The sequence below is a fragment of the Aeromonas enterica genome (genome assembly GCF_054052465.1).
The window spans coordinates 102,121-119,565 of sequence record NZ_JBSTYL010000007.1 but is presented as its reverse complement, the minus strand read 5'-3'; the positions used below and the strand labels follow the sequence as shown (position 1 = coordinate 119,565).

Below are 17,445 nucleotides of genomic sequence, written 5' to 3'. Positions count from 1 at the left end.
GTTAGCCATGTTAGCACAGTTGGCTACGCTCTCTTTTATCCCGCCATTCACGGAGAGATACAAGCAAAAACGGCTCCCTAAGGAGCCGTTTTTTTAACGATAGCGCTTACTTCTTGGTGTTGTCGCCATCCGCAGCCGGCTTCTCGATCGCCAGCAGCTCAACATCGAACACCAGTACGGCATTGGCCGGGATGGAGCCTGCACCGTGCTCGCCATAGGCCAGCTTGGACGGCAGGAAGAATTTGAACTTGGAGCCCACCGGCATCAGCTGCACGCCTTCGGTCCAGCCCGGGATCACCTGGTTGAGCGGGAAGGTGGCAGGCTCGCCGCGATCGACGGAGCTGTCGAACTTGGTGCCGTCGGTCAGGGTACCTGTGTAGTGAACCTTGACGATGTCGGTGGCCTTCGGCTTGGCGCCGGTGCCCATCTTCTCGACCATGTATTGCAGGCCGGATTCGGTGCTCTTCACACCTTCTTTCTTGGCGTTGGCAGCCAGGTACTCTTCACCCTTCTTCTGGTTATCCACGGCATCCTTGTCAGCCTTGGCCTTGGTCAACTCATTGATCTTGGCGTCGTACTGCTGCAGAACCTTCTGGATCTCCTCGTCAGTCATCTTGGCTTCTTTGCCCAGGCCATCGGTCACACCCTTGAGGATGACACTGTTGTCCAGCTTGATGCCGAGTTCCTGCTGACGTTCCAGGGTATTGGCGATATAACGACCCATGGAGAGGCCAATTGCATAGCCGGATTGCTCTTCAAAGCTCTTGGCATCAGCCTTGGGGGCCTCTGCCGGCTTGCTGGCTTCTGCCTTGACCTCTGCGGTATTCGCAGCAGTCTTCTCGTCTTTTTGGCAAGCAGTCAGACTCACGGCAACGGCCGCAGCCAACAGGGACACCTTCAGAAAATTGTTCATCAGTTTCTCCAAAACTCTAAATACCGCTCTCGGTTCCTTCGTGAAATGAGAGGTTTATCGTGATAAGCGCCTTATACTAACGCCGTGATCGCAGGTAACGAAAGCATGAGACAGGAAAAATGATAAAAAGTGCCATTTATCTCATCGGTATTTGCCTGATACTGACAGGTTGCGAACAGAGCTCACTACCCGACCGAAAAATCACCCTCGCCAGCCAGGGAGTGCTGAGCGCTGATATCACCAGTGACGGCAAGCAAGCCATCGTCTCCAGCCTGGGCCAGGGTACAGTGGTGTGGGATCTGGAGCAGGGCAAAGAGCGCTGGCGCTGGCGCCAGTCCGATAATCAGGACAACTTCGTCATCATCACCCGCTTCTCGGCAGACAACAGCCATGCCGTGACCGCCTCTCTGGATACCTTCGCTATCTGGCGCCTGCGAGATGGTCAATCCCAAGGCTACTATTCGCTTCCTGAATCCAGGCTGAGGGACATCGCCCTGTCGGCTGATGGTCGCCAGGTGCTGATCGGACGGGAAGATGGCAAGGCAGAGGTAGTGGATACCCAAACCGGTCGCAGATTGCAGTTCCTCGGTCACACCGAGCAGGTCAATACGGTGGATCTCTCCGCCAATGGCCGCTACGCCCTCACCGGTGGCAACGACTACAGCGCCTATCTGTGGGATACCCGTTCCGGCCAGGTGGTGTGGCGCTTCAACCATGCAGGTCGGGTGGTGATGGCGAGACTGGATCCCAAGGGCCGTTTCGCCTTCACCGCCGATAGCCGCCAGGCCAGCATCTGGGATCTGAGAACCGGCAAGGAGGTGAGCCGGCTGAAGTACGACCACCGCTTCGAAGTCTACACCAGCGCCCGGTTCGCCAACGACGGAAAATGGCTCATCACCGGCGCCCCCTCCCGCCAGCTCTCCCTGTGGCGGGTGAGCGATGGCAGCCTACTGCAAAGCTGGCGTGTCTCACCCCATCCCAGGGTGAAACTGCCAAGCGCGGTGGTCTACGGCGTGGCTTTGCGCGACAATGGCCACATTGTCAGCGCCAGCTCCAGTGGCCTGGCCGAAATCTGGACTATCAAGTAAGGACCCAAAGGCCCATGAGTCAGCAATTTAACGATCGTCTCGAAACCCTGGAAAGCCGTCTCGCCTTCGCCGAATACACGGTGGAGCAGCTCAACGACGAGGTGACCACTCAAGGACGCGAGCTGGATCGGCTCAAGCATCAGATCCAGCTGCTGGTAGACAAGCTGCAGAGCGTGCAACCAAGCCAGATCGCCAGCATGGCCGAAGAGACGCCGCCACCGCACTACTGAGCCGCACAGCGGATCTCCCGCCACCCAGCGATAAAAAAACCCGCGATAGACGCGGGTTTTTTTATCGGGCTATGCCCAGGGCACAGATCAGTGCTGGTGACCCTTGCCACCGCAGCCGCCGCCACCGCAGCAACCGCCATGACCCTGCTCGTCGCCGTGGTCATGACCGTGATCGTGGCCACCACCGCAGCAACCGCCGTGCTCATGGCCGTGATCGTGGTCATGGTCGTGACCATGATCGTGACCGCAACCACCGGCACCGTGAACGTGGCCGTGAGCCAGCTCTTCTGCCGTGGCGGCACGTACGTCCTTGATCTCGACCTTGAAGCCCAGGGTCACGCCGGCCAGCGGATGGTTGCCATCCACCTTGACGAACTCTTCGGACACTTCAATGACGGTAACCGGGCGGTGGCCGTCGTCGGTCTCGGCCACAAAAGTATCCCCTTCAGACACTTCCATGCCGTCAAACAGCTCGCCAGGTACTTCTTGCACCAGGCTTTCGTCGTATTCGCCATAGGCCTGGGTCGGTGCCAACGTGACGTCGAACGCCTCGCCCACGCTACGGCCTTCCAGCTCGGCTTCGAGGCCGGAGACCAGATAACGGGTACCGTGCAGATACACCAGAGGCTCTTTACCGACAGTGGTGTCGATGACTTCACCGTGTTCGTCGGTGACCGTGTATTCCAGCGTAACCACGCTCAGGGGAGCTACTTTCATGTCAGGGATCCTGCGGATAGAAAAAAACGGGCCCAGAATACCTCAAAAAGGCGGCCAAGCATATGGCAGGCCCGGCTCAGTCGTGATGAAAAAGTCATCAATGTGAAACAGCATGGGCCTGACCCGCACCTCATCCCCGGGTATTGCGGCTGGCCCCTCACTCGGGACGAAACACCCCAATCACCTGTTCGGCCTCTCGGGTCACCTTGTCCGCCTTGGCCTGGCTCATTCGGGACGAAACACGCCTATCACCTGTTCCGTCTCCCGGGTCACCTTGTCTGCCTTGGCCTGGCTCATTCGGGACGAAACACGCCTATCACCTGTTCCGTCTCCCGGGTCACCTTGTCCACCTCGGCCTGGGTCTGCACCTGGGTATCCCCGCAGTCGACACAAGTCACCTTCTCGACTCCATGCTCCATATACAGCATCATGGTGTCCATTTTGCCGCACGCCGGACAAACCGCGCCGGCAATGAAGCGTTTTTTACGTCTGGTTTCCATTCTTGTTACCTCCAGGCAGCATCATATCAGGGTTTTTACATGCATCACGCCATCGAATGCCAGCATTTTTCCTCTCCGTACCTGCAAGTCGGCGGTCGCAAACGCACGCCGGTGGGCCAGTTACTGCGGATAACCCGGGGTGCGGCATTGCTGCGACTCGGCCAGCATGAATTGCTGCTGACGGCGGGCAACAGCTTCTGGCTCTGCGCCGATGCCCTCGCCGCTTTCAGTCCGCTGGCGGGCTGCCACCATGATCTGCTGACCTGTTCCCTGCGGGTTGCCCAGCCAGCCCAGGCGGGCTGGTTGCAACCGACCCCGCTGCTGGATGCCCTGTTCGACAGCCTGGCCCAGTGGCAGCGCCCCCGCGACTGGCAAGGGGCCTATGGTCACCGCTTGCAGGTGATGCTCGACGAGTTGCAGGCCTGCCCCCTGTCAGAACATGCGGATCAACTGCTGCAAGGCGCCTGGCGGGCACTGATCAGCCAGCAAGCGGGCAGTGACGCCGCCTGGCGGGCCTGTCTCTCCCAGCGCGGTATCACGGATCCGGGCCTCGCGGCCGATGCCCTGAGCGCCCAGTGGCAGCTGCTGCAGGCGGTACGCCTGCTCAAGAGCGGCAGCAAGCGGGCACAGGTGGTGAGCAAACTCGGCTACCGAGACGAAGAGGCCCTCGCCCAGACCTGCCAACGCTGGCTTGGCGCCAGCCTGGATGAACAGCAGCCCGCCTGACCCGGCGGGCCGAAAACCGGACAAGCCAGGCGAAAAAGTGGGGGAAATGAGTCCAGTTTTGCGGCAAACGGCCGCTAATAACGGGAGGGTCATTTCTCCTATAATCCTTTATGCTAGGGGCCTGAATTGACTGATACCGTTTTGACTCACAGGACATCTGCCATGAAAAGCAAAGCCAACCAATCCCAGGGCATGTTGCTGTTTCATCTCTCGGCCAAACAATCTTTCGCCATCGGCACCCTCAAGGTGAAGGAGATAGTGCCTTACACCCAGCTCACGGCCATGCCGCACTCTCACCCGACCGTGCTCGGTGCCGCCAGCATGCGGGGCACCACCATTCCGGTGATCGACATGGCCATGGCGGTGGGTTATCGCCCGATCAGCAAGGAGGAGATGCCGAACTGCTTCATCATCATCACCGACTGCCGCCGCACCCTGGTGGGCTTTCTGGTGCGCGGCATCGACAAGATCACCGAGTGCAACTGGCGCGACATCGAATCCCCACCCGCCGCGCTCGGCCATAACGTGTTCGTGACCGGGGTGACCCGGGTCAACGACCACCTGATCCAGCTGCTGGACGTGGAGTTGATACTGTCGCGGGTCTACCCGGACGATCCCAGCCACCTCTACCCGGTACTGACCGACGTGCAGCGTGAGCGGATCAAACCAATGCGGATCCTGCTGGTGGACGACTCCTCGGTCGCCCGCCGCCAGCTGACAGCGGCGCTGGACTACATCAACATCCCCTATGAGGTGTGCACCAACGGCAAGGATGCGCTGACCCTGATGCAAACCCGTGCCGCCCAGAAGGCCCCCATCGACATCCTGGTGAGCGACATCGAGATGCCGGGGCTCGACGGCTATGAGCTGGCCTTCGAGGTGCAGAGCGACGCCAAGCTGGCGGGAGCCTACATCATATTGCACACCTCGCTCTCCAGCGAAATCAGCGTGGAGCGGGCCCATCAGGTAGGCGCCCATGAGGCGCTGACCAAGTTTGAGGCCAATGAGCTGATCCAGGCTATGCTGCGCGGTGCCGAGCACCACGACAGCCTGCTGGCCTGACGAACCGGCGAGAAGCCCCCTTCTCGCCGCACGTTTTTACTGCCCAGATGCCTGCTTCGGATCCCATCATGCTCATAGAGAGTCACTTCCACGCCCCCTGGTGGGCGCGCAACCCCCATCTGCAAACCATATTGCCAAAGTGGCTGCGACGGGCGCCAGCCCGCTTCGTACCCGAGCGTTTCGAACTGGCGGACGGGGATTTCGTCGATCTCGCCTGGAGCGGCGAGATCAGCCGGGATGAGCGACCGCTGATAGTGCTGTTTCACGGGCTGGAGGGGAGCATCCACTCCCACTATGCAAAGGGGTTGTTCGCCCATCTGCAACGACAGGGGAACGAGGCCGTGCTGATGCATTTTCGCGGCTGCAGCGGCGAACCGAACCGCCTGCTGCAAGCCTATCACTCCGGTGCCATTGAGGATGCACAGGCGCTGATCGCCGAGCTGGGCCGCCGCTTTCCCGGCAAGCCACTGATCGCCATCGGCTATTCGCTGGGGGGCAACATGCTGGTCAATCTGCTGGCGCGAGCCTGCCCGCGTGAGCTGCAGGCGGCTGTGGTTATCTCGGCGCCGCTGCGACTGGACAGCTGCGCCGATCGAGTCAATCAGGGCTTCTCACGGGTGTATCAGAGCTATCTGCTGCGCACCATGAGGGCCAATCTGCAGAGCAAGATCCGCCATCAAGCCGCGGCCCAGTCGCGCTGGCAACCGGAGCAAGTGAGCCGCATCGCCACCCTGCGCGACTTCGACGAGCAGGTCACGGCCCCGCTGCACGGCTTTGCCAGCGCCGACCACTACTACCAGCGCTGTTCCGGCCTGGGACTGCTGGCCCGCATCCCCATTCCAACCCTGGTGATCCATGCCGCCGACGATCCCTTCATGACAGAGGCCGTGATCCCCCGGCCGGAGCAGCTTTCACCCATGGTGCGTTACGAGCTGAGCCAACGGGGTGGTCATGTGGGCTTCCTGCACGGCACCCCCTGGCGCCCCCGCTTCTGGCTGGAAGAGCGCATCAGCCAATGGGTGAAGGAGCAGACTCAGGACACGATCAGGTAGCCGTTGCGGCCAGATTCCTTTACCCGATAAAGCGCTTCGTCGGCACGTACCAACATGTCGGCGATGGTGTCCTGATCGCCGCGCCACAGGGCAATGCCCTGACTCACGGTAACACACGACGACACATCTGAAACCGCATGAGGTATGGCTCGCTCGGCCAGTGCATTGGCGATCCGCATGGCAACGTTGCCCCCGGCCAACTCGTCAGCCCCAGGCAGCAGAATGACGAACTCCTCTCCGCCATAACGGGCCACGACATCGGCCGGTTGCCGCACCGCCTCACGCAGGCAGTCGGCAACCGCAATCAGGCCGTTGTCCCCCTGCAGATGACCGTAGTGATCGTTGAAGCGTTTGAAAAAATCCACATCCAGCAACAGGATGGCAAACTCACTATGCTGCTGCCTCGCCTCGGCCAGGATCTGCTCACTGACGTTGGCAAAATGGCGTCGGTTACCCAGCCCGGTCAGGGGATCCTGTTTGGCCATGGCATCGAGCTGACGGGCCAGTGTCAGGTTCTCGTGTTCCCGAGAGACCGCCAGCACGAACCAACTGTTCAGCATGCGGCGTCCCGTTTCCAGCATGATGATGAGACATCCTACCGCCAACCAGTGCACCGCAGGGAAGGGAACCTTGACGAACAAAGCCTCCAGCAACAAAAAAAGCAGGGGAGGAACACTGAAACAGTAAAACAGCCTCACTTCGCAATAGAGGGCAACCAGGGCCGTCATCAGCAGCAAGCTGATGAGATCGAAGGCCAGGCTGAATCCCCCCCTCAGCTCAATCAGGGCGATGGCATAGCCGATCAGCGCCCAGGAGCTCCCCCACAACAGGGCACCAACACGCAGACAAGGCTGCCAGATAGTCAGGGGTTGATGGGACAGCCAGCGCCAGAACAGTGGGAACAACAGGCAGAGCAGGCTCATCAGGATAATCTGCACCTCATAACTCCAGGGCAGCACGCGAGCCACGACCAGATTGGCACCCTGATAGACATAGAAGCGAGCCAGCAGATACAGGGTTGCCAACTGGTTGACGGCCCAGAACCAGCGCAACCCCTTGCTCAGCGCAAGGCGGCGTGACTCGCACAGGTGATGATCGAAGTGAGTGGAGAGGCGGTGTTGTTCATTAGACAGCATGTTCACACCCGCTGGCAGCCCCATAAATCCCTTGCGCTTGCTGGCAACAGATAGACAATATCCACTCTCTGGTAACTGAAGATGAACCCATGATTATCCCCTGGCAAGACTTGGACTCTGATACCCTCAACAGCCTGCTCGAGCACTTCGTACTGCGGGAAGGCACCGAGTATGGTGAGTATGATGTCAGTCTGGCTGATAAGGTCGACACTGTCAGACAACAGTTGCAACAAGGCTTGGCCGTGATCGTCTACAGCGAGCTGCACGAGAGTGTGAACATAGTGTCAAAAAACACCTTCAGCAGTGCGCCGCTGGACGATATACCGGAATAGCCATGGCATTTCCATCCCAATCTGGGTCTTGCCATCTCCACCACCGTCAGCGAGGTATGTACCCGACAATTCCCGCCGGACTCCCCGCTCTCGCCCAAATAAAATAGCCCTACGCTGTCGCGAAGGGCCATTTTGGTCGGCATAGGCTCTACTTTGTCGGATTTTGTTCATAACATATCGGATAGGCAGCTGTGACCGGGTAACCAGGTTGCCATATCAACCCTGGCGGCAGACAGACAGACAGACAGACAGACATATTGATGATCACGGCAACAATAGCGCCGAGCCATAGCGATAATATGGAATCAATAAAGTGAAGCAGCTCACAATATATTACGTTGTGATGACAAAAGTCACAGCCACAATGAAAATAATGAGAGCGACATCCCGCTTAAACATATTCTTTACAAGAAACTCTTCCGCCATTTCGCTGTCGCCTGATGGCGGAACAACATTATTTAATGTTATTTCATTACTGATTCGCCCCGACCAATGGCGTAATAATGGAAACCATGCTCTTTCATGCGACCCGGATCAAACAGGTTACGGCCATCCACGACCAGCGGATAGGTCAACGCCTGCTTGATGGCGGTGAGATTGGGGGCCTTGAAGTGGTTCCACTCGGTACATATCACCAGGGCATCAGCACCAAACAGGGCTGCTTCCTTGGTACCCATCAACCTTAAGTTGTCACAGTTACCATAGAGGTGCTGGGCCTCCTGCATCGCCTCGGGATCATAGGCCTGCACGGTCGCACCAGCCTGCCACAGCGCTTCCATCAGAGCCCGGCTCGGCGCTTCGCGCATGTCATCGGTATTGGGCTTGAACGCCAGCCCCCACAAAGCGATGGTCTTGCCCGCCAGTGAGTTGCCCTGGGCGCTGAAGAAGCCGGACAAGAGCTCGTAGAGTCGCGATTTTTGCTGCTCGTTGACCCGCTCCACCGCCCGGATCAGCGGTGTGTCATATTGCAGCTCCTGAGCCGTGGCCAGCAAGGCTTTGACGTCCTTGGGAAAACAGGAACCGCCATAACCACAGCCAGGGTAGATGAACTGATAGCCGATACGCTGATCCGAGCCTATGCCCTGGCGCACCATCTCGATGTCGGCGCCAACCCGCTCGGCCAGCCCGGCCATCTCGTTGATAAAGCTTATTTTGGTAGCCAGCATGCAGTTGGCGGCGTACTTGGTCAGCTCGGCGCTGCGCACATCCATGAACAGGATACGGTCATGGTTGCGGTTGAACGGCTCGTAAAGCTCACGCATCAACTGGCGGGAAGCCTCGTTGCTGGTGCCGACCACGATGCGATCCGGCCGCAAACAATCCTGGATGGCGGAGCCCTCCTTGAGGAACTCGGGATTGGAGACCACATCGAAAACAAAGGAGACATCCCGCTGCTGCAGGATGGCATTCACCCTGGCCATTACCTTGTCGGCGGTGCCCACCGGCACGGTCGACTTGTTGACTATGATGACGGGGGCATCGCGATGCAGGGCGATGGTTTCGGCCACTGTCAGCACATGGCGCAGATCGGCGGAGCCATCCTCCCCCGGCGGCGTCCCCACCGCCAGAAACTGCACATCACCGTGTTGGACAGCCAGTACGGCATCCGTGGTAAACATCAGGGCACCGCTCTTGATATTGCGCTGCAGCAGTGCTTCAAGACCGGGCTCATAGATCGGCACCTGGCCGTCCATCAGGGCTGCCACCTTCTGTTCATCAACATCGACACAGATAACCTGATGACCGACATCGGCCAGCACTGTGGCCTGGACCAAGCCCACGTAGCCACTTCCAAATACAGTAATGTTCATATTGATACAACCAAAATGTCAGAGATGATGTAATTTGGAAAAACAAGAATATGGGAGGTTATAAATATTTACCACATTACATAAGATGACAGCACTAGTTAATTGTTACCAGCTGTTTCTAGACCATTGCAGGCCCGCTTTTATATACGATATGTTGAACATCATTTTTAGGGCTGCCTGGCTTGATGGGCACTGATTAATATTCATTACTGGATCGCTTATGCAAGATTTTCTGCCATTTTCGAGGCCCGCCATCGGCGATGCCGAGATAAGTGCTGTCTGTGAGGTGCTAAAATCGGGCTGGATCACTACCGGGCCGAAGAATCACGAACTGGAACAGCAATTCAGTGACACATTCGGCTGCCAGCATGCGGTCGCACTCTGTTCTGCCACCGCCGGCATGCACGTCACCCTGATGGCGTTGGGGATAGGTCCGGGGGATGAGGTGATCACCCCCTCCCAGACCTGGGTCTCCACCATCAACATCATCACCCTGCTCGGCGCCGAGCCCGTCTTCGTCGACGTGGACAGGGATACCCTGATGACCAGCGCCGAACTGATCGCGCCGCTCATCACGCCCAAGACCCGGGCCATCATACCGGTTCACTACGCCGGTGCCCCCGTCGACCTGGACCCTATTCTCGACCTGGCGCGCCAGCACGGCATTCCGGTCATCGAGGATGCCGCCCACGCGGTCGGCACCCGCTACCGGGAGCGCTGGATTGGCGCCACCGGCACCGCCATCTTCTCCTTCCACGCCATCAAGAACCTGACCTGCGCCGAAGGGGGCATGCTGGTGACCGATGACAAGGCATTGGCGGACAAGGTCCGGATGCTCAAGTTCCACGGCCTGGGGGTGGATGCATTTGATCGCATGAGCCTGGGCCGCAAGCCGCAGGCGGAGGTGATCACCCCGGGCTTCAAGTACAACCTGGCCGACATCAACGCCGCCATCGCCCTGGTGCAGCTGGCGCGCCTGCCCGAGCTCAATGCCAGACGGGCCGAGCTGGTGGCCCGCTATCAGGAAAAACTGGCCGGCCTGCCGCTGATGCCGCTCGCCGTGCCCGCCTATGCCCATCTGCACGCCTGGCACCTGTTCATGGTGCGGGTCGACCCCGAACGCTGCGGCCTTGACCGGGATCAGTTGATGCAGGCGCTGCAGGAGCGCGGCATTGGCACAGGTCTGCACTTTCGGGCAGCCCATACCCAGAAGTACTACCGGGAACGCTACCCGAGCCTCAGCCTGCCTCATACCGAGTGGAACTCATCTCGCCTGTGCACCCTGCCACTCTTCCCGGACATGACGCTGGCCGACGTTGACCGCGTGGTCGCAGCCCTTATCGACATATTGGAGTAACGATACGTGAACAACACTGACATCAAGCTGGTTTCGGTGGTCATCCCCGTCTACAACGAGGAGGCCAGCCTGCCCGTGCTGCTCGGCCGAGTGACCGCCGCCTGCGAACTCCTGCCCCAGGATTACGAGGTGATCCTGATCGATGACGGCAGCCACGACGGCTCCACCGAGATCATCAGCGAAGCCGCCGCCAAAGCCGGCAGCAAGCTGGTCGGGGTGCTGCTCAATCGCAACTATGGTCAGCATGCCGCCATCATGGCCGGCTTCGAGACCGCCAAGGGGGATCTGGTGATCACCCTGGATGCGGATCTGCAGAACCCGCCGGAGGAGATCCCCCGCCTGGTGGAGGCCGCCATGCAGGGTTATGACGTGGTGGGCACCATGCGCCGCAACCGCCAGGACTCCTGGTTTCGCAAGACCGCTTCCAAACTCATCAACAAGTCGGTGCAAAAGGCCACCGGCGTACACATGAGCGACTACGGCTGCATGCTGCGCGCCTACCGCCGTCACATCATAGACGCCATGCTCTGCTGCCAGGAACGCAGCACCTTCATCCCCATCCTGGCCAACAGTTTTGCCCGCCGCACCGTAGAGCTCGAAGTCGGCCATGCGGAACGGGCCCACGGCGAATCCAAATATGGCCTGATGCACCTCATCAACCTGATGTATGACCTGGTCACCTGCATGACCACCACTCCCCTGCGGCTGCTCAGCATCGTCGGCAGCGTGGTGGCGGGCATTGGCTTCACCTTCTCCATCCTGCTGATCCTGATGCGCCTCATTCTGGGTGCTGACTGGGCCGCCGATGGCGTCTTCACGCTCTTTGCCATTCTCTTCACCTTCGTCGGCGTGCAACTGCTGGGCATGGGGCTGCTGGGAGAATACATAGGCCGCATGTACACAGATGTGCGTGCCCGTCCCCGCTACTTCATCCATCAGGTCGTGCGCACCGCCTCCACTCCTTCGCAACAGGAAGTTGAATAATGAAAGTCGTCGTATTTGCTTATCACGATATCGGTTGCACCGGCATCGAGGCTCTGCTCGAGGCAGGCTACGAGATCCAGGCCGTCTTCACCCACGCCGACGATCCCGGCGAGAACCGCTTCTTCGGCTCGGTCGCCCAGCTCTGCGCCGAGCACGATCTGCCCGTCTACTCCCCCGAGGATGTCAACCATCCGCTCTGGGTCGAGCGCATCCAGGAGCTGGCGCCCCAGGCCCTCTTCTCCTTCTACTATCGCAACATGCTCAAGCAGGCAATCCTCGACATCCCGACCGTCGGCGCCTTCAACCTGCACGGATCCCTGCTGCCCGCCTATCGTGGCCGCGCGCCCATCAACTGGTGCCTGGTCAACGGCGAGACCGAAACCGGCATCACGCTGCACCAGATGACGGCGCGGCCCGATGCCGGTGACATCGTCGCCCAGCAGGCCGTCGAGATAAAAGACGCCGACACGGCGCTGACCCTGCATGGCAAGGTGCGCCTCGCCGCCAAAACCTTGCTGGAGGCCGAGCTGCCGAAACTGCGCGCCGGCGACATCTCGCTCACCCCGCAGGATGAGAGCAAGGCCAGCTACTATGGCCGCCGCACCCCGGCCGATGGCGAGCTGCACTGGGATAACCCAGCCCAGACGATCTACAACCTGGTGCGCGCCGTCACCCAGCCCTATCCGGGCGCCTTCAGCTTCGCCGGCGATCGCAAGCTGACGGTGTGGAAGGCAAATCATCTCGAGCAGACCAGTGACAAGCTGCCCGGCACCATCCTCAGCCAGGATCCGCTGCGCATCGCCTGCGGTGAAGGGGTGCTGGAGATAGTAGCCGGCCAGGCGGAAGGCGGCCTCTATGTGCGTGGCGCCCAGCTCGCCCGTGAACTGGGTCTGGTGGCAGGCATGCGGCTCGGCCCCAAGGCCAGCAATGCCCTGCGCAAGGAGCGGCTGATCCGGGTGCTGATCCTCGGGGTCAACGGCTTCATCGGCAACCACCTGACCGAGCGCCTGCTCAAAGATGGCCGTTACGAGGTCTATGGGTTGGATATAGGCGCCAGCGCACTGGAGCGCTTCATCGGCCACCCCAACTTCCATTTCGTGGAGGGGGACATCAGCATCCACACCGAGTGGATCGAGTATCACATCAAGAAGTGCGACGTGATCCTGCCGCTGGTGGCCATCGCCACCCCCATCGAATACACCCGCAACCCGCTGCGCGTGTTCGAGCTCGATTTTGAAGAGAACCTCAAGATCGTTCGCTACTGCGTGAAGTACAACAAGCGCATCATCTTCCCCTCCACCTCCGAGGTGTACGGGATGTGCGACGATCACAGCTTCGATGAAGATGAATCCCGCCTCATCGTCGGCCCCATCAACAAGCAGCGCTGGATCTACTCCGTCTCCAAGCAGTTGCTGGATCGGGTGATCTGGGCCTATGGCAAGAAAGAGGGGCTCAGCTTCACCCTGTTCCGTCCCTTCAACTGGATGGGCCCGCGCCTCGACAGCCTGGACTCCGCCCGCATCGGCAGCTCCCGCGCCATTACCCAGCTGATCCTCAACCTGGTGGACGGTACCCCGATCCAGCTGGTGGATGGCGGCGCCCAGAAGCGCTGCTTCACCGACATAGAGGACGGCATCGAAGCCCTGTTCCGCATCATAGAGAACAAGGGCAACCGCTGTGATGGCCAAATCATCAACATCGGCAGCCCGGACAACGAGGCCAGCATCCAGCAAATGGCCGAGATCCTGCTCGCCAAGTTCGAGGCCCACCCGCTGCGCCACCACTTCCCGCCGTTTGCCGGCTTCAAGCTGGTGGAGAGCAAGTCCTTCTACGGGGACGGCTATCAGGATGTCTCCCACCGTCGTCCGAGCATCAAGAATGCCCGCCGCCTGATCGACTGGGAACCGACCATCGAAATGGAAGAAACCATCGGCAAGACCCTGGACTTCTTCCTGCAAGGGGCGGTCACCACGGGAGTCGAGCATGACTGAGGTAGGTCTGCGGATCGACGTTGATACCTTCAGGGGGACCCGTGACGGGGTTCCCCGCTTGCTGCAACTGCTCGACCAGCATCAGGTCAAGGCCAGCTTCTTCTTCTCGGTCGGTCCCGACAACATGGGGCGCCACCTGTGGCGCCTGCTCAAACCCCGCTTCCTGCTCAAGATGCTGCGCTCCAACGCAGCATCCCTCTATGGGCTGGACATACTGCTGGCCGGCACCGCCTGGCCCGGCAAGCCCATCGGCAAGCAGCTGGGTTCCCTGATGCGCGACACCGACAGCGCCCGCCACGAGGTGGGGCTGCACGCCTGGGATCACCACGGCTGGCAGGCCAATACCGGACGTTGGGACGAGGCCGAACTGATCCGCCAGACCCGGCTCGGGGTGGATGCGCTCAACCAGATCCTGGGACGGGAGGTGGACTGTTCCGCCGCCGCTGGCTGGCGGGCAGACCCGCTCACTACCCAGGCCAAGGAACAGTTCGGCTTTCGCTACAACAGCGACTGTCGCGGCAGCGGCCTGTTTCGACCCCTGCTGCAGGACGGGCAGCTTGGTACGCCGCAGATCCCGGTCAATCTGCCCACCTTCGATGAAGTGGTCGGCCCTGAGGTAACGGCGGCACAGTTCAACGCTTTCATCCTGGACAAGCTCTGCACACCGCCACAGGTGGCGCCTCACGTCTACACCATTCACGCCGAGGTGGAAGGCATCGTCATGGCCGAGCAGTTCGATGCGCTGCTGAGTGAGGCCCGGGAGCGCTGCATCCGCTTTGTTCCGCTGGGGGATCTGTTACCATCCGACCCCAGTCAGCTGGGTGCCGGGCGGCTGGTGCGCGGCACCCTGCCTGGACGAGAGGGATGGCTTGGCTGCAAGGCCGACGCATAGACCATGACGCAACAAATCAGGCCACCAGAAAGTGGCAGGATGAACATAACGCAGCACATCGGGCCCCAGAGGGCGGCATGATGACCCATTGCGCTCACCACACAATGCTACAGAGGATGTCATGAAGTTGACCAAGTGGGCCCTGCCCCTGTTCTTTCTCTTGTTTTACCTGCTGCCGCTCGACCAGCGGCCGCTATGGAGCCCCGACGAGAACCGCTACGCCGAGATAAGCCGGGAGATGGTGAGCACGGGGGACTGGGTCGTGCCTCACTTCCTGGGCTTGCGCTACTTCGAGAAGCCCATCGCCGGCTACTGGTTCAACAGCATCAGCCTGCAGCTGTTCGGCGACACCAACTTCGCCGTGCGCTTCGCGTCGGCAGCCGCCACCGGGCTCAGCGCCGCGCTGATCTTCTGGTTCGCACTGCAGCTGTGGCAGTGCAGGCGCAAGGCGTTTCTCGCCAGCCTTATCTATCTGTCGCTGTTGATCGTCTATGGCATTGGCACCTACAGCCTGCTCGATGCCATGGTGACACTCTGGCTCAACGCGGCCATGGTCAGCTTCTACATCATTCGCAAGGAGGGATCGCTGCGCAGCCGGATCGGCGGCTACCTGTTGTTTGGCCTCGCCTGCGGTATGGGTTTCCTTACCAAGGGCTTCATCGCTCTGGCAGTGCCGGTCATCGTGATCGTGCCCTACGTTCTCTATCAGCGTCGCCTGCTCGAGCTGCTGCGCTTCGGCCCGCTGGCGCTGGTGAGTGCCGCTCTGCTGGCTGCCCCTTGGGCCATCGCCGTGCACCTGCGCGAACCCGACTACTGGCACTACTTCTTCTGGATTGAACACATTCAGCGCTTCGCCGCAGACAATGCCCAGCACAAGGCGCCGTTCTGGTACTACCTGCCCATGGGACTGCTCGGCACTCTGCCCTGGCTCGCCCTGCTGCCCGGCGCCCTGCGCAAAGGCTGGCAGGATCGCAAGATAAGCCCTGAGACTCTCTACCTGCTGGCCTGGGTGGTGTTGCCGTTCCTCTTCTTCAGCCTCGCCAAAGGCAAGCTGATCACCTACATTCTGCCCTGCTTCGCCCCGCTGGCCATGCTGATGGCCGCCAGCGCCATGGACAAACTCAAGGAGGGGAAAGTACAGGCATTGCGGCTCAATGCCTGGCTGAACGGCCTGTTCGGCCTCGTCTGCCTGCTGGTGCTCGCCGTGCTGGCCTTCTCCCCCAGCCACGCCGTCTACGGTGAAGAGGATCATGGCGCGCTGGCGGTAGCCATGGTCATCTTTGCAGGCTGGGCCCTGCTCGGTTTCGTCCAGTTGAAAGATGTCAGCCGGCGCTGGACCCTGAGCGCACTCTGCCCCATGGTGCTGGCTGTAGGCCTGCCCTGGGCGCTGCCACAATCCCTGATCGACTCCAAGCTGCCGGAGCGTTTCATCGAGGCCAACCAGACCGAGCTGATGAAGTCCGGCACTCTGCTGGCCAATGACGTGGGGCTTGCCTCTTCCTTGGCCTGGAGTACCAAGCGCAGCGAAATCACCCTGTTCGACAGCAGGGGCGAGGTGAGTTACGGCCTGGGCTATCCGGAGGCCAAGGGGCGTTACGTGGCGCGCGCCGACTTCCCGGCCTGGCTGGCAAAGGCGCGTAAAAACGGCCAGGTCGCCCTGCTGATGAAGACGGGCCGCGACGGCAATACCGGGCCTGTGCCACCCGCTGACGAGACGATCGTGAGCTATCGACTGACCCTGTTGATCTACCACGGGATCCAGTGATGGACATGCTGTTGCTGTTGCTGGTATGCCTGCTGACCTGCAGCGGCCAGATGCTGCAAAAGCAGGCGGTCATCCGCTGGCAGCATCAACCCTGCAGCCATTGGCAGAAGCTGTTGTCGCCCTGGCTCATCGCCAGCGTGGCAGCCCTCGGCTGCGGCATGCTGCTCTGGATCTATCTGTTGCAACGACTGCCGCTGAGCATGGCCTACCCCATGCTCAGCATCAATCTGGTGTTGGTGCTGATAGGTTCGCGGCTGTTCTTTCACGAGCAGATCACCTATCACAACTGGTTGGGAGTGGGGGCCATCATTGTGGGTGCCCTGTTGCTGGGAGGCCTGTTGTGAAGGGTTATCTGTATGTGCTGGGCAGCATACTGCTGGTGACCCTGGCCCAGCTCGGCATGAAGTGGGGGGTCATACAGCTGCCCGCCTGGCAGATGGATCTCGCCATCATGCTGGCCCATCCGGTACCGCTGCTGGTCATCCTCGCCGGGGTGGGCTGCTACGCCCTGTCGCTGCTCTGCTGGCTGGCGGCACTGCACTCCACTCCGCTCAACATCGCCTATCCCCTGCTCAGCACCAGCTATGCGCTGGTCTACCTGCTGGCGGTCAACATACCGGTCTTTACCGAACCGCTGGAGCCGGGCAAGGCCGTGGGAGTGATCTTCATCCTGCTGGGAGCCATGCTGGTGGGAATAAAACCGGCCAGCAAGCAGGACGCCGACTAACCCTTCAGGCACAAACCGGTGGCTCGTCCACCGGCATCTCAATCAGGGCGACATCGTTCGCTCTTTTCCTGTGACGCAGCGTCCCCCACCATTGCGGTTTACCCAGAGGAAAGTGTCACGTCTGGCAACCCGTGGCGGGACAGCACCGACAAGGGCGCACTT

18 protein-coding genes are annotated in these 17,445 nt (G+C 60.4%); 13 read left to right on the top strand and 5 right to left on the bottom strand.

Translation table 11 applies throughout. From position 1 onward, the window contains the following. Positions 1-106: 106 nt before the first annotated feature. On the bottom strand, positions 107-913 hold the full coding sequence (gene fkpA / locus ACW5XD_RS10105) for an FKBP-type peptidyl-prolyl cis-trans isomerase (RefSeq protein WP_456494788.1): 807 nt from the start codon (positions 911-913) through the stop codon (positions 107-109). A gap of 119 nt (positions 914-1,032) precedes the next feature. Between fkpA and ACW5XD_RS10100 the strand changes: the two genes are divergently transcribed. Both ACW5XD_RS10100 and ACW5XD_RS10095 read left to right on the top strand, forming a co-directional pair. Next, a complete protein-coding gene (locus ACW5XD_RS10100) occupies positions 1,033-2,001 on the top strand; it encodes a WD40 repeat domain-containing protein (protein ID WP_456494787.1) in 969 nt (322 codons plus the stop codon). A gap of 14 nt (positions 2,002-2,015) precedes the next feature. Further along, on the top strand, positions 2,016-2,231 hold the full coding sequence (locus tag ACW5XD_RS10095) for a SlyX family protein (protein ID WP_456494786.1): 216 nt from the start codon (positions 2,016-2,018) through the stop codon (positions 2,229-2,231). Between the two features lie 87 nt (positions 2,232-2,318). Here ACW5XD_RS10095 and ACW5XD_RS10090 read toward each other — a convergent pair whose 3' ends face one another. Both ACW5XD_RS10090 and ACW5XD_RS10085 read right to left on the bottom strand, forming a co-directional pair. Next, positions 2,319-2,948 carry an FKBP-type peptidyl-prolyl cis-trans isomerase gene (locus ACW5XD_RS10090; protein WP_456494785.1) on the bottom strand — a complete coding sequence of 210 codons (630 nt, stop codon included), beginning with the start codon at positions 2,946-2,948 and terminating at the stop codon, positions 2,319-2,321. A gap of 293 nt (positions 2,949-3,241) precedes the next feature. After that, the gene (locus ACW5XD_RS10085) at positions 3,242-3,448 is read right to left on the bottom strand and encodes a YheV family putative zinc ribbon protein (RefSeq protein WP_042035019.1); all 207 of its coding nucleotides are present in this window, start codon (positions 3,446-3,448) and stop codon (positions 3,242-3,244) included. 39 nt (positions 3,449-3,487) lie between these two features. Between ACW5XD_RS10085 and ACW5XD_RS10080 the strand changes: the two genes are divergently transcribed. From ACW5XD_RS10080 to ACW5XD_RS10070, 3 genes are all read left to right on the top strand, one after another. Further along, complete coding sequence (locus ACW5XD_RS10080; protein WP_456494784.1) at positions 3,488-4,174, top strand: hypothetical protein; 687 nt, start codon at positions 3,488-3,490, stop codon at positions 4,172-4,174. A 162-nt stretch (positions 4,175-4,336) separates the two neighbouring features. Then, complete coding sequence (locus ACW5XD_RS10075) at positions 4,337-5,236, top strand: chemotaxis protein (protein ID WP_456494783.1); 900 nt, start codon at positions 4,337-4,339, stop codon at positions 5,234-5,236. 68 nt (positions 5,237-5,304) lie between these two features. After that, positions 5,305-6,288, top strand: coding sequence for a hydrolase (locus ACW5XD_RS10070; protein ID WP_456494782.1), 984 nt, complete (start codon positions 5,305-5,307; stop codon positions 6,286-6,288). Here ACW5XD_RS10070 and ACW5XD_RS10065 read toward each other — a convergent pair. Then, entirely contained in the window at positions 6,270-7,424 is a 1,155-nt protein-coding gene (locus ACW5XD_RS10065; RefSeq protein ID WP_456494781.1) for a membrane-associated sensor domain-containing protein, read from the bottom strand. The genes ACW5XD_RS10070 and ACW5XD_RS10065 overlap by 19 nt on opposite strands. 89 nt (positions 7,425-7,513) lie before the next feature. Here ACW5XD_RS10065 and ACW5XD_RS10060 point away from each other — a divergent pair, with 89 nt between their 5' ends. Next, positions 7,514-7,756: a YheU family protein gene (locus tag ACW5XD_RS10060; RefSeq protein ID WP_456494780.1), complete on the top strand. Its 243-nt coding sequence runs from the start codon at positions 7,514-7,516 to the stop codon at positions 7,754-7,756. Between the two features lie 464 nt (positions 7,757-8,220). Here ACW5XD_RS10060 and ACW5XD_RS10055 read toward each other — a convergent pair whose 3' ends face one another. Further along, positions 8,221-9,567, bottom strand: coding sequence for a UDP-glucose dehydrogenase family protein (locus tag ACW5XD_RS10055; protein WP_456494779.1), 1,347 nt, complete (start codon positions 9,565-9,567; stop codon positions 8,221-8,223). 220 nt (positions 9,568-9,787) lie between these two features. Here ACW5XD_RS10055 and arnB point away from each other — a divergent pair, with 220 nt between their 5' ends. From arnB to arnF, 7 genes are all read left to right on the top strand, one after another. Further along, positions 9,788-10,924: a UDP-4-amino-4-deoxy-L-arabinose aminotransferase gene (gene arnB / locus ACW5XD_RS10050; protein ID WP_456494778.1), complete on the top strand. Its 1,137-nt coding sequence runs from the start codon at positions 9,788-9,790 to the stop codon at positions 10,922-10,924. Between the two features lie 6 nt (positions 10,925-10,930). Beyond that, positions 10,931-11,908 (top strand): undecaprenyl-phosphate 4-deoxy-4-formamido-L-arabinose transferase, encoded by a 978-nt coding sequence (gene arnC / locus ACW5XD_RS10045; protein WP_456494777.1) that lies wholly within the window; start codon positions 10,931-10,933, stop codon positions 11,906-11,908. After that, positions 11,908-13,899, top strand: a complete 1,992-nt coding sequence (gene arnA / locus ACW5XD_RS10040; protein ID WP_456494776.1) for a bifunctional UDP-4-amino-4-deoxy-L-arabinose formyltransferase/UDP-glucuronic acid oxidase ArnA — start codon at positions 11,908-11,910, stop codon at positions 13,897-13,899. The genes arnC and arnA overlap by 1 nt, the downstream gene beginning before the upstream one ends. Beyond that, on the top strand, positions 13,892-14,791 hold the full coding sequence (arnD, locus tag ACW5XD_RS10035; RefSeq protein WP_456494775.1) for a 4-deoxy-4-formamido-L-arabinose-phosphoundecaprenol deformylase: 900 nt from the start codon (positions 13,892-13,894) through the stop codon (positions 14,789-14,791). Before arnA ends, arnD begins: the two co-directional genes overlap by 8 nt. 121 nt (positions 14,792-14,912) lie before the next feature. After that, positions 14,913-16,556, top strand: a complete 1,644-nt coding sequence (gene arnT / locus ACW5XD_RS10030) for a lipid IV(A) 4-amino-4-deoxy-L-arabinosyltransferase (RefSeq protein ID WP_456494774.1) — start codon at positions 14,913-14,915, stop codon at positions 16,554-16,556. Further along, on the top strand, positions 16,556-16,900 hold the full coding sequence (locus ACW5XD_RS10025; protein ID WP_456494773.1) for an EamA family transporter: 345 nt from the start codon (positions 16,556-16,558) through the stop codon (positions 16,898-16,900). Before arnT ends, ACW5XD_RS10025 begins: the two co-directional genes overlap by 1 nt. Then, positions 16,843-17,283, top strand: a complete 441-nt coding sequence (gene arnF, locus ACW5XD_RS10020) for a 4-amino-4-deoxy-L-arabinose-phosphoundecaprenol flippase subunit ArnF (protein WP_456494854.1) — start codon at positions 16,843-16,845, stop codon at positions 17,281-17,283. The genes ACW5XD_RS10025 and arnF overlap by 58 nt, the downstream gene beginning before the upstream one ends. Positions 17,284-17,445: the final 162 nt, after the last annotated feature.